This window comes from Corynebacterium sp. 1103A (assembly GCF_055700955.1).
In genome coordinates, this window is record NZ_JASTTF010000014.1 from 1 (window position 1) to 15,476 (window position 15,476).

16 protein-coding genes are annotated in these 15,476 nt (G+C 67.2%); 13 read left to right on the forward strand and 3 right to left on the reverse strand.

The features are described 5' to 3' along the window. Positions 1-225: 225 nt before the first annotated feature. Positions 226-978 carry a uroporphyrinogen-III C-methyltransferase gene (gene cobA / locus QQS52_RS09595; RefSeq protein ID WP_472773649.1) on the reverse strand — a complete coding sequence of 251 codons (753 nt, stop codon included), beginning with the start codon at positions 976-978 and terminating at the stop codon, positions 226-228. A gap of 42 nt (positions 979-1,020) precedes the next feature. Here cobA and QQS52_RS09600 point away from each other — a divergent pair, with 42 nt between their 5' ends. Both QQS52_RS09600 and manA read left to right on the forward strand, forming a co-directional pair. Next, positions 1,021-1,959, forward strand: coding sequence for a hypothetical protein (locus tag QQS52_RS09600; protein WP_472773650.1), 939 nt, complete (start codon positions 1,021-1,023; stop codon positions 1,957-1,959). Between the two features lie 21 nt (positions 1,960-1,980). Beyond that, positions 1,981-3,192 carry a mannose-6-phosphate isomerase, class I gene (manA, locus tag QQS52_RS09605; RefSeq protein ID WP_472773651.1) on the forward strand — a complete coding sequence of 404 codons (1,212 nt, stop codon included), beginning with the start codon at positions 1,981-1,983 and terminating at the stop codon, positions 3,190-3,192. A 60-nt stretch (positions 3,193-3,252) separates the two neighbouring features. Here the strand turns inward: manA and QQS52_RS09610 are convergent, their stop codons facing one another. After that, entirely contained in the window at positions 3,253-4,002 is a 750-nt protein-coding gene (locus QQS52_RS09610) for a hypothetical protein (RefSeq protein ID WP_472773652.1), read from the reverse strand. Positions 4,003-4,117: 115 nt separating this feature from the next. On the opposite strand from QQS52_RS09610, the gene QQS52_RS09615 reads away from it, so the two are divergent. From QQS52_RS09615 to QQS52_RS09660, 10 genes are all read left to right on the forward strand, one after another. Then, entirely contained in the window at positions 4,118-4,483 is a 366-nt protein-coding gene (locus QQS52_RS09615; RefSeq protein WP_070767965.1) for a DUF4259 domain-containing protein, read from the forward strand. Between the two features lie 21 nt (positions 4,484-4,504). Continuing rightward, a complete protein-coding gene (locus QQS52_RS09620; RefSeq protein ID WP_472773653.1) occupies positions 4,505-5,122 on the forward strand; it encodes a dTMP kinase in 618 nt (205 codons plus the stop codon). Beyond that, on the forward strand, positions 5,122-5,826 hold the full coding sequence (mtrA, locus tag QQS52_RS09625; protein WP_472773654.1) for an MtrAB system response regulator MtrA: 705 nt from the start codon (positions 5,122-5,124) through the stop codon (positions 5,824-5,826). The genes QQS52_RS09620 and mtrA overlap by 1 nt, the downstream gene beginning before the upstream one ends. Before the next feature lie 75 nt (positions 5,827-5,901). Continuing rightward, complete coding sequence (gene mtrB / locus QQS52_RS09630; RefSeq protein WP_472773705.1) at positions 5,902-7,500, forward strand: MtrAB system histidine kinase MtrB; 1,599 nt, start codon at positions 5,902-5,904, stop codon at positions 7,498-7,500. Continuing rightward, a complete protein-coding gene (gene lpqB, locus QQS52_RS09635) occupies positions 7,497-9,251 on the forward strand; it encodes an MtrAB system accessory lipoprotein LpqB (RefSeq protein WP_472773655.1) in 1,755 nt (584 codons plus the stop codon). The genes mtrB and lpqB overlap by 4 nt, the downstream gene beginning before the upstream one ends. Positions 9,252-9,261: 10 nt before the next feature. Continuing rightward, positions 9,262-9,918, forward strand: a complete 657-nt coding sequence (locus QQS52_RS09640) for a ComF family protein (RefSeq protein WP_472773656.1) — start codon at positions 9,262-9,264, stop codon at positions 9,916-9,918. A 227-nt stretch (positions 9,919-10,145) separates the two neighbouring features. Beyond that, positions 10,146-10,823, forward strand: a complete 678-nt coding sequence (hpf, locus tag QQS52_RS09645) for a ribosome hibernation-promoting factor, HPF/YfiA family (protein ID WP_296203981.1) — start codon at positions 10,146-10,148, stop codon at positions 10,821-10,823. Between the two features lie 155 nt (positions 10,824-10,978). After that, positions 10,979-13,534, forward strand: coding sequence for a preprotein translocase subunit SecA (gene secA, locus QQS52_RS09650; protein WP_472773657.1), 2,556 nt, complete (start codon positions 10,979-10,981; stop codon positions 13,532-13,534). Between the two features lie 35 nt (positions 13,535-13,569). Further along, positions 13,570-14,034 (forward strand): hypothetical protein, encoded by a 465-nt coding sequence (locus QQS52_RS09655; RefSeq protein ID WP_472773658.1) that lies wholly within the window; start codon positions 13,570-13,572, stop codon positions 14,032-14,034. 91 nt (positions 14,035-14,125) lie between these two features. Next, positions 14,126-14,530 (forward strand): hypothetical protein, encoded by a 405-nt coding sequence (locus QQS52_RS09660; RefSeq protein ID WP_472773659.1) that lies wholly within the window; start codon positions 14,126-14,128, stop codon positions 14,528-14,530. Position 14,531: 1 nt separating this feature from the next. On the opposite strand, the gene QQS52_RS09665 is transcribed toward QQS52_RS09660, so the two are convergent. Continuing rightward, the gene (locus QQS52_RS09665; protein ID WP_070769712.1) at positions 14,532-14,912 is read right to left on the reverse strand and encodes a hypothetical protein; all 381 of its coding nucleotides are present in this window, start codon (positions 14,910-14,912) and stop codon (positions 14,532-14,534) included. 153 nt (positions 14,913-15,065) lie between these two features. Here QQS52_RS09665 and QQS52_RS09670 point away from each other — a divergent pair, with 153 nt between their 5' ends. Then, positions 15,066-15,476, forward strand: a complete 411-nt coding sequence (locus QQS52_RS09670) for an HAD-IA family hydrolase (RefSeq protein WP_070769713.1) — start codon at positions 15,066-15,068, stop codon at positions 15,474-15,476.

Here is a 15,476-nt window from a genome sequence, read left to right on the forward strand (position 1 = left end):
GTCGTTGCTGTCATGCCTCACACGCTAGAAGCGGCTGACAACCCCCACAAGGGCCGAAATACGGATCTGTGGATAACTCGGGGCACTATAACCGCCTTGCGCAGAGCATCCACAGGCCGAAAACGGCCGTTGTCGCGGCACCACCTGCCCAAAGGCCGAAAAATGGAGCAACGTGCCCAAGTAGGCGCAAAGCTGGTCCCTATACGCGTCGGGACTGTGGATAACTTAGGTCTCCGCGCGCAGTCCCGCGACGTCTCCAATGACGAAGACGGCCGGCGGCTGGATTTTCTCCTCCTCGACAATTGTGCCTAAGTGGGCCAGATCGGTGCGCACTACGCGCTGGCCCGACAGGGTCCCCTCCTGGATGGCGGCGACGGAGGTGCCGGCGGGGAGGGAGGCATCGATGAGCGTGGAGGCAATCGCGCCGGCGTTGCGCACGCCCATGATGACCGCCAGGGTGGCCCCGGAGCGGGCGAGCGCCTCCCAGTCGACCAGGGAGCGCTCGTGGCCGGGCGGCAGGTGCCCGGAGACCACCGTCATGGCATGGACCATCCCGCGCTGGGTCACGGGGATGCCCACGGCCCCGGGTACGGCGACGGCGCTGGTGACCCCGGGGATGACCTCGCAGCTTAAGCCAGCGGCGGCCAGCGCTTGGACCTCCTCGAAGCCGCGGCCGAAGACGAAAGGATCCCCGCCTTTGAGCCGGGCGACGCGGCGGCCGGCGCGGGCGTGGGAGATGAGCATCTCGTTGATCTTGTCCTGCGACGTCTGGCGCTTGTACGGCAGCTTGGAGACGTCGATGAGCTCCTTGCTGGCGATATCGCAGAGCTTATCCAGCTGCGCGGTTGGGCCGAGGTGGTCGGCCAGGATGACGTCGGCGTCCTGCAAGGCGCGCATGCCGCGCACGGTGATGAGGTCCCAGGCGCCGGGGCCTCCTCCGATGAGCTGGACGGGATGAAAAACAGTGTTTCCGGTCATGATGTCGAAATAGTATAACCGGCGCTACTAAGGTGGAAAACCATGGAGAGCACACAGTGGACACCGGAGCAGGTGCGCTTTTTCGACATTGCGCACGAAGGGGCGCAATTACGCGCGCTCGCCGGCCAGGCGGCGGGCCTGAATGAATATCTGGCCGGTCTGCGCCCGCGCTCGGTCGTGGTGCTGGCCACCGACCAGGTCGCCGCCGCGGCCGCCCGCGCGGTCGCCCAGGCCTACCTGCCCCAGGCTCAATGCCCGGTGGTCGTCGCCCGCGCGCTGCCGGCCTACGTCAGCACCCTCGACATCGTGGTGACGGTGGGGGAGGCCGCGGACTGCGAGTGGGCATCGCGGGCCATGCTCACCGCCCAGCAGCGTGGCGCCGCCACGGTCTTTGCCGGCCCGCCCGGGCCCCTGGCCGACGACGTCGCTGACGATGCCTTCTTGTTCACCGCCCTGCCTAACATCATCGGCCCCGCCCCGGCCCGCGTGGCGGGGGCGATCTGGCTGGACCTGGGCGGCGACCCGCAGGCACTAGACGAGGCCGCCGAAGCCGTCGATGCCGAACTAGCCGCCTGCGCCCCCGACCGCAGCGCGGATACCAACCCGGCCCGGCAGCTGGCCGCCTTCGCCGCGCAGGCAGGAGGCAGCGGGGTAATGCACTCGGCGCCGGCGGGGCAGGCGGTGAGTGAGGCGGTGGCATCGGTAGCCGCGGCGGTCTGGGCCACCCGCGGGCGTTCCGGGACCGTCGTGGAGGCGGCCCAGTTGCCGCAGGCCCTGGATGGTGCCGGCAGACAGCAAGCTGACGATATCTTCTACGATCCCTTTATAGATGGTGCGCTAACCTGGAGGGTGATTTTCTGGGGTCAGGAGGAGGCGAACCTGCCCCATAGCCTGGCTGTCAACGCCGTGGAGGGAAGCGAATTCTCCCGCGCGCTGCAGCTTTTAACGCGCGCTTATGCCGCGACCGCCTTCGATGAATGAAGAAGAGGACTCATATACCGCATGAATTTGCTCGATAGTTCCGTGCGTAATTATTCGTGGGGATCCAAGACCATGATCCCGCAGCTGTTGGGCCAGCCTGCGGGGGACAACCCCGTGGCCGAGCTCTGGTTCGGCGCCCACCCAGCCGCGCCGGCGACGCTGGAGGGAACGCGCCTCGACGAGGTCATCGCCGGCGACCCAGAGACCCACCTGGGTCAGCGCGTGCGCCGCGAACACGGCGACCGCCTGCCCTTCCTGCTGAAGCTGCTGGCTGCCGAGGAGGTCCTCTCGCTGCAGGCGCACCCGTCCAAGGCCCAGGCCGAGGAGGGCTTTGCCCGGGAAGACGCCCAGGGCGTGGCCCTGGACTCGTCGCAGCGCAACTACAAGGACGACAACCACAAGCCGGAGCTCATCGTCGCCCTGACCGAGTTTTACGCCATGGCGGGCTTCCGGCCGCTGGCGCGCACGCGCGATCTCTTCGCCGCGCTGGACTGCGCCAGCCTGGACCGCTACCTGTCCATGCTGGACGATGACCCCGCCGCCGAGGGCGCCAGCCTGCGCGCGCTGTTTACCACCTGGATCACCATCCCGGCGGGCGTGCGCAAGGAGCTCATCTCCGACATCGTGACGGCCGGCGAGCGCCTTGTTGCCGCCCCGGCCCCGGGCACCCCGGAGTGGATCGTGCGCGACGTGCGCACGGTGCTGGGGATCAACGAGCAGTACCCCGGGGACATCGGCGTGCTGGGCGCGCTGCTGCTCAACCACATCGTGCTGCAGCCCGGCGAGGCCGTCTTCTTGGCAGCCGGCCAGCTGCACGCCTACGTCCACGGCCTCGGCGTGGAGCTGATGGCCAACTCGGACAACGTGCTGCGCGGCGGGCTCACGCCCAAATACGTCGACGTGCCGGAGCTGGTCAAGGTGCTGGATTTCCAAGCCGCCGCCGACCCGCAGGTCCACCCGGGGGAAGCGAGCCCGGCCGCCGGCTGCGAGGTCTTCGACTACCCGGTGCCCATCGACGAGTTCTCCCTGCGCCGCTACGCCCTCGATGCCGGTGCACAGACCACCCTCGAACTGGACGGGCCCGCCATCGTGCTGTGCACCCGCGGCGACTGCGCCACCGCCGGGGACCTCAACCTCACCCCGGGCCGCGGCGCCTGGGCCCCGGCCGCCGATAGCCGCGTCCACTTGGTAGCCGGCGACAGCCCGGCGGAATTCTTCGTCGCGAGCGTCTAGCGTCAGCCGCCAAAGCGCTAGACACCCTCGCGCCGGCCTGTCGAGCGCCGCAGCCAGCGCCTAGCTGTTGCCCTGGCCCGCGGTTTCCTCCGTGGGTTCGGGCGCGTCCTGGGGCTCGGCGCGCCCCTTTTCGGCCGGCGGGGCCTGGTGGTGCGGCGGCCCGGGCAGTAGATCGGGGATCTGGACATCCAGGTGGCCGTTGTTCTCCTCGGCCGGCAGGCCCGGCAGCGTCGGGGACGGCTCCGGCTGGTTCGGGCTGCTCGGCTGCGGCTCGTTCGACGTGGACGGCTCCTCGCTGGTATCCGGGCGGGTGGTCTGCGTGGGCTGTGCCGGCTGCGTCGACTGGACCTGCTGGCTCGAATCCTGCGTGCCCTGCTGGCCCTGCTGACTCTGCCGACCTTGCTGCCCCTGTTGGCCCTGGGAGGCGGAGAGATTGTCCGGGCGATAGTACGTCGTCGGCGCGGCGGGCGCGGTTTGGGCGTCCACCACTGCGTTGGGGGGCAGGAACGGGTCGTTGGCCTGCGGTGCGGAGTAGTTGGCGTCCTCGCGGGCAGCGCGCTGGTTGTCGTCGTTGTCCTTGGCGTCGTCACGATCGCGGCCGTTGGAGGGCGCGGTGCTGGACGCGGAGCTCGACGAGGTCGTAGCCTTCTCCTCGGAGCTGGTTAGCTGCTTGTTGGCCACCGGCGTGGCATTATCGTCCATGGAAGAGGACTTGGGCGCACCGAGGTGCCAGACGCTCACCCCGACGCCGGCGGCCACTAGCAGGCCCACGACGACGAAGATGACGACGCGGCGCGTATCCGTATTCACCGTGTGGTCCCCTTCCGTGGTAACAAGTCGATAACAACAGTACCATGCACCTTAACGTCTGATACCCGACTTCCGCTAGTGCGGGAGCCAAATTCACCTTGCGAAGGAGATCACAGTGAGCACCTGGGACGAAGAGATTTTCACCCGCGACAGCAACACCGATTTTCTCGATGAGCTGTCTGCCCTCGAAGAAGAGGAGGTCGTAGAAGCCGTGCGGGACGCCGTCGTCCTAGCCGCCGATTCCGCCCAGCCCACCGACGAGGAGCTAGCCAACGGCCTGGCAGCAGCCACCATCGCGGCCATCTGGTCCGGCGCGCCGTTTAGCGCCGGCGACGTCGTGGCCGAGTACCCGTTCATCCGCTCGCTGACCGGCAGCTCCGACGAGGAGCTCAACGAAAAGGCCGCGGAACTGCTGGAAAACGCCGACCCGGACGAGGCCGACGACGCAGACATCGAACCCTTCCTCGAAGCCCTGGCATAAGGGAGTGGGTGACGCACTGCAGTGATTATTGCCATAGAGGGCATCGATGGCGCGGGCAAGAACACGTTGGTGTCCCGCCTGCGCGAGGCCATCAGCCGGGAGATCCATACGCTGGCCTTCCCGCGGTATGCCGACTCCATCCACGCGCAGCTGGCACAGGACGCGCTGTACGGCCGTATGGGGGACATGACGGACTCGGCCTACGCGATGGCCACGATGTTCGCCCTGGACCGCTGGGGCGCCAAGGAGCAGCTGCTGACGGCCCACCGCGCGCCGGAGGTGTGGGTGCTGGACCGCTACGTGGCATCGAATGCGGCGTATTCGGCTGCGCGCTTGCGCGATGAGACGGTGGCCGACTGGGTCTACCACCTGGAATTCGAGCGGCTGGGCCTGCCGAAGCCGCACCTGCAGGTCTTCCTAGACACCGACGTCGACCTGGCCGGGGCCCGGGCCCAGGGCCGCGCGGCTGACGATGCCACCCGGGCCCGCGACGCCTACGAAAAAGACACCGGACTCCAGGCACGCACCGCGGCGGCCTACCGCGCGCTGGCCGACCGTGAGTGGGCGGGGCGTTGGATAGCTACCGCAGATAGCGATATGATTATCCAAGCTGTACGACAACTGGTAGGGGAGAAGTAGTGGCACCGACAATCCTGGTAGTCGATGACGACCCGGCGATCTCGGAGATGTTGACCATCGTTTTGGAGTCTGAGGGTATGGAGCCCATCGCCGTGACCGACGGCAACGACGCGGTGCCCATGTTCCAACGCCACGACCCGGATCTGATCCTGCTGGATCTCATGCTGCCGGGCATGAACGGCGTGGACATCTGCCGCAGCATCCGCCAGATCTCCTCGGTGCCGATTGTCATGCTGACCGCCAAGACGGACACCGTCGATGTCGTGCTGGGCCTAGAATCCGGCGCGGACGACTACATCACCAAGCCGTTCAAGCCGAAGGAGCTGGTGGCCCGCATCCGCGCCCGCCTGCGCCGCACGGAGACCGCGACTACGGAGATGATTGAGGTCGGCGACCTGGTCATCGACGTGCCGGAACACACCGTGACCCGCCGCAACGTGGACGGGTTTTCCCGCGAGCTGAACCTGACGCCGCTGGAGTTTGACCTGCTGGTGGAGATGGCCCGCCGCCCGGGCCAGGTGCACACCCGCGAGGAGCTGCTGGAGAAGGTCTGGGGCTACCGGCACGCCTCCGATACCCGCCTGGTCAACGTCCACGTCCAGCGCCTGCGCGCCAAAATTGAACACGACCCGGAGGAACCACAGATCGTGCTGACCGTGCGCGGCGTGGGCTACAAGGCCGGCAAGCCGGCCGGCGCCGAATAAACCGGGGGAGTAACAGCCATCCTGGACCGCATCAGACAATTCCGCGACTCCGCTATCCAGTGGTGGCGCACCTCCCTGCAGGTGCGCGTTATCGGCCTGATCTTCATGGCCGCCACCGTGGTGATGGTCATTTTGACCTACGCGCTGGTCTCCGTGCTGACCTCCCGCCTGGTGGACCAGAAGCAGGACGTGGCGCTGCAGGAGCTGGAGCGCGCCCGGATCGCGGTGGAGCAACAGGTCGCGGCCACGGGCACGGCCAACTCGGTGCAGGTACGCATTAATTCCGCGCGCGCCTCGCTGACGCAGCTGGGCTCCCAGAGCGGCGAGACGCAGGCCTCCTACGAGCCGGTGATCGTGGTCAACGGCTCCGATGGCTCGGTGACCACCTCGCCGGAGGGCTATCGCATCCCGACGGAGCTGCGCAACGGCGTCTCCCACGGTCAAGTGATGGTCCAGTACGCGCCCATCGACCACGGGGATGGCACCAAGTACAACGCCATGATCGTCGGCACGCCCACCGAGTCCGACATCCCGGACACCCAGGTCTACCTGGTGATGAGCATGGAGTCGGAGGAATCCACGCTGGCGCTGATGCGCGGCCTGCTCTCGGCGGCCGCAGTGGTGGTCATCGTGCTGCTAGTCGGCATCGCCTGGCTGGCCACCCAGCAGGTGATTACGCCCATCCGCTCGGCGTCCCGGATTGCCCAGCGCCTGGCGGCCGGGCACCTGCGCGAGCGCATGGCCGTCGAGGGTGAGGATGAGATGGGCAGCCTGGCCCAGTCCTTCAACGACATGGCCGACAAGCTGTCCAAGCAGATTACGCAGCTGGAGGAGTACGGCGACCTGCAGCGGCAGTTCACCTCCGACGTCTCGCATGAGCTGCGCACCCCGCTGACCACGGTGCGCATGGCCGCGGACATGATCGCGGCGAACGCGGACAGCCTGGATATCTCCACCCGCCGCGCTAGCGAGCTGATGAACCGCGAGCTCGACCGCTTCGAGGGGCTGCTGGCGGACCTGCTGGAGATTTCGCGCCACGACGCCGGCGTGGCCGACCTGTCCACCAACAAGCTGGACCTGCGCAACTGTGTGACCGCCGCCTTCGGGCAGGTCGATCACCTGGCCGACGAGCTGGGGGTGGCCGTCAACCTGCACCTGCCGGACGAGCCCATCAGCTTCGAGGGCGACGGCCGCCGCGTTCAGCGCATCCTGCGCAACCTGCTGGCCAACGCCATCGATCACTCGGAGGGCAACCCGGTGGACGTGCACCTAGGCGCCAACGACACGGCCGTGGCCGTGACCGTCATCGACCAGGGCGTGGGGCTGAAGGAGGGTCAGGAGGAGCTGGTCTTCAACCGCTTCTGGCGCGCGGATTCCTCCCGCAAGCGCCACTCGGGCGGGACCGGCCTGGGACTGGCTATCGCCCGCGAGGACGCGGTGCTGCACAGCGGTACGCTGGATGCGACAGGTGTCTTCGGCCGCGGCTCCTGCTTCCGCCTGGTCCTGCCGCGCGTGCCCGGCGAGGCCGTGGAGGAGGCCCCGCTGGGTCTGTACGTGCCGGAGCCCAAGGTAATGGCACAGCCGCAGGGGCTGGCAGAGCCGCAGGGGCAGAAGGGCCCGAAGCCGCTAGCGGTCCCGCAGGACTCGAATGACCCGAAGGAAGGCCAGCCATGATGCACAAGACCCACCGGCGCTCAGCTCGCCCGGCCAGCCCGGTCCGCCCGGCCCGCGCCGTCGTCGCCGTGCTGGCCGCGGCGTCGCTGACGCTTAGTGCGTGCTCGACGCTGCCGCAAAACTCTAGTCCCAAGGTGCTGCATTCCTTAGAGCCGGCCGACACCCCGGAGCCGTCCATGGGCCCGCGCGCCGGGGAGGAGCCGGACCTTCTGCTGCGCGACTTCTACGCGGCCTCCGCGCTGCCGGCCGGGGACTATTCCGCCGCGCGCTCGTTTATGACGGAGGAAGCGGCCGGGGACTGGGACCCGGACCAGCAGGTACTCATCGTGGACTCACTGGACATCATCACCGACGCCGAGGCCGACTCCACGGAGGGCGGCCGCAGCTACAACGTGCGCGGCTCGGTCATCGGCACGCTCTCGGAGGGCGGGTCCTATTCCTCCGAAAACGGCGACTTCGAGGCCCAGATCCACATGACTCAGGTGGACGGCGAGTGGCGGATTTCGGACCTGCCGCAGGTCGTGGTCATCGAGCGCACGGAGCTGCGCAACCGTTACCAGCCGCACTCCCTGTTCTTCTACGAGCACACCGGCCAGGCGCTGGAAAGCGACCGCCGCTGGCTGTCCACGGGCCAGGAGTCTCTGGACACCGAGCTGATCACGCTGCTGCTGCAGGGCCCGGCCGAGGAGCTGGCGCCGGCGACGATGTCGGTGGTGCCGCGGGAGGCCAACTTCGGCGGCATCGAGGACGGCGTCTACCACTTCACCGGCATGTCGGACATGAGCCAGGAGGACCGCACCCGGTTCGCCGCCGAGCTGGTCTGGACCCTGTCCACGGCCGGCATCCCGGGGCCCTACCAGGTCGTGGCGGACGATGCCCCCTTGGTCGAAGGCCTCGACGAACTGACCACCGACGACTTCGCGGACTACGACCCGAAGGCGAACACGAACGCCGCCACCTCGCTGTACGCGGTGACCAACGGCAACGTGGTGCGCCTGACCGGCAACGAGACGCAGCTGCTGAACAACCCGGCGGCGAACGCCGGCAACGTGGAGTCAGCGGAAATCTCGGCGGAGGAGACGTTCGCGGCCGTGCGCAAGAAGGGCGCGGACAAGACCCAGCTGGTGCTGGGGACGCTGAACGGCGACGTGGCGGAGTCCTTGGAGGGCGAGAGCATCACCCGGCCCACCTTTGGCGGTATCGGCCGGGGCGCGTGGGTCGCGGTCGACGGCAAGAAGATCTACCGCGTGGTGCGCTCGACTACCGGCGAGGTCACCGAGCAGCCGATCAACGCGGACGCGCTGGACTACATCGAGGGCGAGATCTCGGTCATGCGCCTGTCGTCGACGGGCGCGCGGGTGGCTTTCATCATCGGCGGCGCGGTCTACTCCGGCGTGGTGGCGCAGGAGACCGACGGCGACTACCGGATCGTCAACGTGCGCGAGCTCGCCACGGAGCTGGGCCGCAACGCGCTGTCGCTGGATTGGCAGCCGGACGGTTCGCTGGTGGTGGGCACGTCGTCGATGGAGACGCCGGTCTGGCGTATCGAGCAGGACGGGTCCTCGCTGACCACCCTGCCCAGCGGCAATATCACCGCCCCGGTGGTCTCCGTGGCGGCCTCACCGACAACCGTTTACCTGACCGACGCCAACGCCCTGCTGCAGCTTCCGGCCGGCGAGTCCGACTCCGTGTTCTGGCGTGAGGTTCCCGGCCTCCAGGGAGTGCGCGCGGCCCCCATCGTGGGCAACTAGGCGGTTTAGCATGGGGGTCTGGCGGCAAGTCGGGGAGCTGTTGGTCCCGCGTGCCTGTGCTGGGTGCCAGGCCCCGGGCCAGGTGCTTTGCGTGGCCTGCCGGGAGCACCTGCGCACCCCGCCGCACCGCGTCACCCGCCGCACGCTGCTGGATCCGCCCATCTTTGCGCTGGGTCCGTATTCGGAGATCCGCCGCAACCTCATCATCCAGATGAAGGAGTACCACAACCAGGCGGTGCGCCCGTATGCTGGCGCGGTCATCGCCGCCGGGCTGGAGCAGCTGGTGGCCCAAGGCGTGCTGCCGCCGCGGCTGGTGGTGGTGCCGGCGCCGACGCGGGCATCGTCAGCCAGGGCCCGGGGCGGGGACCCGGTGCTGCACATGTGCCAGCATGCGGCCCGCTTGCTCGGCGATGGCCTGCCGCTGACCGTGGTCAACTGTGCGCGCCTGCGCCGCGGCGTGGCCGACCAGTCGCGGCTGAACGCGGACCTGCGGTGGGCGAATATGCGCGACGCCGTGGCTGTCGATGCCGACCCGCGGCTGGTGGGCCGGGCCACCGTCGTGGTCGACGACGTGGTGACCACGGGTGCCACGCTGATCAACACCGCCGACAAGCTGCGCGCGGCCGGCGCGCTGGTGCGGGCGGGACTGGTGCTGGCGGACGCCTAGAGGGGGATCTGCGTGGGGGTAAACAGAAATGTAATTCCAACCTTTGGTGGGGAATGGTTATGACCACTGGTATGATGAGGGGTGTCACAGGTTGAGGTTTTAGCCTCCGGATTCACACGGTTTCCGCCGGTGGAGGCCCGGGGCGGTGATCTCAGCAGGACGAGTCCAATAGTCCCCTGGGGGCGCCGGGATTGCGCGCCCCCAGCCAAATCTAGGGAGGCAAGTCAATGACCGAGCCACAGGCCACCAACGCACAGGTAACCATTACGGGGCGCAACGTGGAGGTGCCGGAACACTTCCAGGAGCGCGTCTCCGGCAAGCTGGCCAAAATCGAGCGGCTGGATCCGACGCTGACCTTCTTCCACGTCGAGCTGCAGCACGAGCCGAACCCGCGCCGTGACTCCCAGTCGGACCGCATCCAGATCACCGCCACCGGCAAGGGTCATATCGCCCGCGCGGAGGCTAAGGAAGACTCCTTCTACGCTGCCCTGGAGACCGCCCTGGCCAAGATGGAGCGTTCCCTGCGCAAGGTGAAGGTCCGTCGCGAGAACGTCAAGTCCGGCCACCGCGCCCAGAAGGGCACCGGCGAGATCGCCGCGGAGATGGTCGCCGAGGCCGAGGCCGAGCGCAAGGCCGCGCCGGCGAAGGAAGATCGCTACGTCGATCCGTATGCGGATTCTATCGAGGAGCAGCGCCCGGGCCAGATCGTGCGTACCAAGGAGCACCCGGCTAACCCGATGACTGTGGATGACGCGCTCAGCGAGATGGAGCTGGTGGGCCACGATTTCTACCTATTCATCAACTCCGAGACCCAGCAGCCGGCGGTCGTCTACCGCCGCCACGCCTTCGACTACGGTCTTATCACCCTGACCGAGGACGCCGAGGGTGTGCAGGCTAACAGCTAGCTAGCCCGCCCTGCGCCCAGCTGCCCGCCCGCCGGGCACTGGGCGCTTTTTCGTGTCGTTTTGGGCCAGGGCGGAGACAGTGGAAGCGCCGTTGGTGGGTACAATGGCACGGAGTTAACTAGTTTACGTGTCGCGACAAAGAAGGAAACTACTACGTGTTAGGACTTTCGAAGCTGCTGCGTGCCGGCGAAGGGCGCACCGTCAAGCGTCTGGAAAAGATGGCCGACCGTGTCATTGCCCTGGAGGATGAGTACGCCGCCCTCAGCGACGACGAGCTCAAGGCCAAGACCGACGAATTCAAGCAGCGCCTCGCCGACGGCGAGGAACTCAACGACATCCTGCTGGAGGCCTTCGCCACCGTCCGCGAGGCGGCCTGGCGCGTGCTCCAGCAAAAGCACTTCCGCGTCCAGCTGATGGGTGGCGCGGCCCTGCACTTCGGCAACGTCGCCGAGATGAAAACCGGTGAGGGCAAGACCCTGACCTCGCTGCTGCCGGCCTACCTCAACGCCCTCGAGGGCAAGGGCGTGCACATCGTCACGGTCAACGACTACCTGGCCAAGCGCGACGCGGAGATGATGGGCCGTGTCCACCGCTGGCTGGGCCTGTCCGTGGGCGTCATCCTGTCCGAGATGCGCCCGCCGGCGCGCAAGGAAGCCTACGCCTGCGACATCACCTACGGCACCAACAACGAGCTGGGTTTTGACTACCTGCGCGACAACATGGTGCGCAGCCTGAACGACATCGTCCAGCGCGGCCACAACTTCTGCATCGTGGACGAGGTGGACTCCATCCTCATCGACGAGGCCCGCACCCCGCTCATCATCTCCGGCCCGGTGGACGGCTCCTCCCAGTTCTACGGGGTCTTCGCGCAGCTGGCCCCGCGCATGCGCGAGGGCATCCACTACGAGGTCGACCACAAAAAGCGTACCGTCGGCGTGCTGGAAGAGGGCGTGGAATACGTCGAGGACCAGCTGGGAATCGATAACCTGTACGCCCCGGAGCACTCGCAGCTGGTGTCCTACCTCAACAACGCGCTGAAGGCCAAGGAGCTGTTCACGCGCGACAAGGACTACATCGTGCGCAACGGTGAGGTCATGATCGTCGACTCGTTCACCGGCCGCGTGCTGGCGGGCCGCCGATACAACGAGGGCATGCACCAGGCCATTGAGGCCAAGGAAAACGTCGAGATCAAAAACGAGAACCAGACGCTGGCCACGGTCACGCTGCAGAACTACTTCCGTCTCTACGACAAGATTTCCGGCATGACCGGTACCGCTGAGACCGAGGCCGCCGAGCTGCACTCCATCTACGGCCTCGACGTGGTGCCGATCCCGACCAACAAGCCGAACCAGCGTGCAGACCACTCCGACCGTATCTACAAGACGCAGGAGGCCAAGTTCGCCGCGGTGGTCGACGACATCGCCGAGCACGTGCAGAACAAGCAGCCGGTGCTGGTGGGCACCACCTCCGTGGAGCGCTCCGAGTACCTTTCGCAGCTGCTGGACAAGCGCGGCATCCAGCACACCGTGCTCAACGCCAAGCACCACGAGGAAGAGGGCAACATCATCGCCCGCGCCGGCCGCCCAGGCCAGGTCACCGTCGCCACCAACATGGCCGGCCGCGGTACCGACATCGTGCTGGGCGGTAATCCCGAGGTCATCTTGGACATGAAGCTGCGCGAGCAGGGCCTGGACCCCTTCGAGGATGAGGAGAAGTACCAGGAAGCCTGGGATAACCACATCGAGGAGGAGAAGGAGCGCTCCAAGCGCCTGGGCGACGAGGTGCGCGAGGCCGGCGGCCTCTACGTGGTCGGTACCGAACGCCACGAGTCGCGCCGTATCGATAACCAGCTGCGTGGCCGTACCGGCCGCCAGGGCGATCCGGGCGAGACCCGCTTCTACCTGTCCATGCGCGACGAGCTCATGGTGCGCTTTGTGGGCCAGTCCATGGAAAACATGATGAACCGGCTGAACGTGCCGGACGATGTCCCGATCGAGGCCAAGATGGTCTCCAACTCCATCAAGGGCGCGCAGGCCCAGGTGGAAAACCAGAACTTCGAAATGCGCAAGAACGTCCTGAAGTACGACGAGGTACTCAACGAGCAGCGCAAGGTCGTCTACGGCGAGCGCTACAAGATCTTGGACGCCGGCGACATCAAGGACAACATCCGCTCCATGATTGATGACACGGTCTCGGACTACGTGGCCGCCGCCACCGCCGCCGGCTACGTCGAGGACTGGGACCTGGACAAGCTCTGGCAGGCCCTGGACTCCCTCTACGGCCCGTCGGTGTCCTCCGCGGAGCTGGTGGACGGCTCCGAGTACGGATCGCCGGGCGAGCTGAGTGCGGAGCAGCTGCGCGACGCCCTGACCGACGACGCCCAGCACCAGTACGACGAGCTGGAGGAGAAGATCTCCGCCATCGGCGGCGAGAAGCAGATGCGCAACACCGAGCGCATGGTCATCCTGCCGATCATCGACCAGAAGTGGCGCGAGCACCTCTACGAGATGGACTACCTGAAGGAGGGCATCGGCCTGCGTGCGATGGCGCAGCGCGACCCGCTGGTCGAGTACCAGAAGGAGGGCGGCGACATGTTCCGGGCCATGAACGAAGGCATCAAGGAAGAGACCGTCCGCCAGCTCTTCCTGCTGCGCAAGCAGTTCGCGACCGAGGAGGAAAACGCCGAGTCGGGATCGACTTCCGAGGCCTAAAGCGGCCTAAACCCCGCTAGGAAAGCAGGTTTCCCATGGTGGCAGTCACCTTGACCTGGGCGCTGTTTAGCGTCCTGTTGGTGGCTGCCGCCATTTTTTCTGTCTGGCGGGCCCGGGTCGGGGAGGGGGTCGCTGCCGGCTTCGTCGGGGGCGTCGGTGCCTGGCTGCTGAGCCTGGGTTGGGGCAACCACACCCACTATGCCGCGTGGCAAATTGCCGTGGCAGCCATCGCCATAGTGGCGCTGACCGCCGTGGTGGCTTGGCGCGTTCCCCGCACCGGCGCCGGCGCGCTGGGCGCGGTGACGGGTCCGACGCTGGGGTTTGGCTTCGCCTGGTCCGTGCAGGCGGGGCTCAGCGACTCGACCGGCATGTGGCCGGTCGGCCTCATGCTGCTCAACACCGGTCTGGTGGTGGGCATAGGCGTGGTAGTCGGTCTCGTGTTCTGGGCCCGCCGCCGCGCGGAGCACGGAAATTCTGCGTCGCCGGCCGGCTTGAGGTAGGCTTAAGTCCTTGATAAGTACTTACTAATCGACTGGAGTTTTTATGCGAACGCCGCGCCGCCGAAGCCGTCTAGCTTCCCTGTCGGCTTTGGTGACCGCAGCGTTGCTGGGCGCGCCGACGGGGGCGAGCGCCGCGCCGACGGAAAACTACCGCGCCGATAGCTACGAATCCCGCACCGCACTAAGCGGCGGGCAGGAAACGGTAGGCGAGTGGCTCGAGCGCGTCGAGGCAGAACCGGGCCAAGCCGGCCAGGCAGGCCGGGCAGAAGGCGGTGCCGCAGCGCGGCCGGCCGAGGATACTGCCGCGCCGGGCACGGACGGTACCGAAAACGACCACGGCGCCGCTGGCGGCGCTGCTAGCGATGCCGACGCCGGGGCGCCCGTGTGGGGCATCGGCGCCGCGCTGGGCGGGATCCTGGTAGCGGTGGGGGCATCGGCAGCCGCGTGGTCTTCCGTGGACTGGACGCAGGTCCTGATGTTTTTGGGCTCGCTCTAGGCTAGAGCAGCCGGAAGGACACGAGCCGGTGCTGCTCGTAGGAACCGGTGAACGCGTGCTGCGTGACGCCGATGGTGGCGGTGCCGTAGAACTCCCCGTTGGCGTGCGCGTGCACGGCGACCAGATCGTGGCGCGCCGGCAGGCTGAACCCGCGCGTGCGCAGCCAGGCGGATAAGTGGTTGGCCAGCCGCGGCGGGAAGCGTTCGGAGCGCACGTGGCTGAGCGGGCGGCGACCGGCGGCGGTCTCGATGACCTGGCGGATAAGCGTCTGGGCTCGCTCCTTAACCTCCTCGTCCATGGGCGTGGGCTGCCGGTCGTAGGAAATCGGGTCTGCCGGCACGTACAGCTGCAGGTGGGCGAATCCGGGAATGGGGGCGTACATAGGCCGTATTCTGGCACGCACCGGGGCGGTGTGCAGGGCGAGGCTCGGAAGCTGTGAGCTTGCTGAAAGGGGTGGAGGCGCGCGAATTGCCTCTTCGCTATAATCTGCGGGGTTAGAGGGAAATAAAACCCGAAGCGAGAAGAAAGAGAACTCATGCGTGGTTTGATTGTGGACTACGTCGGCGTGCTCGACGGCACCGACGAAGACGTGAAGCGCTGGCGCAACCTCCTGGCCGCAGCCAAGGCCCAGGGCGTGGCGACGGCCATCCTGTCCAACGACCCGGGCGGCCCCGGCGCCGAGGCAATCCGGGAGTGGGAGTACCGCGGCATTGTGGACGCGGTCATGCTCTCCGGCGAGATCGGGGCGGAGAAGCCAGAGCTCGCGGCCTTCCAGGCGGCAGCCGACGCCCTCGACCTGCCGGTCAACGACTGCGTCTTCGTGGACGACAACATCGTCAACGTCAAGGCGTCGGTGGAGTTCGGCCTGCTGGGCATGCTGTACACGGTCTTCGACCGCACCAGCATTGAGATCCAGGCCGTTTTCGACATCGAGGGCGAGTTCTAA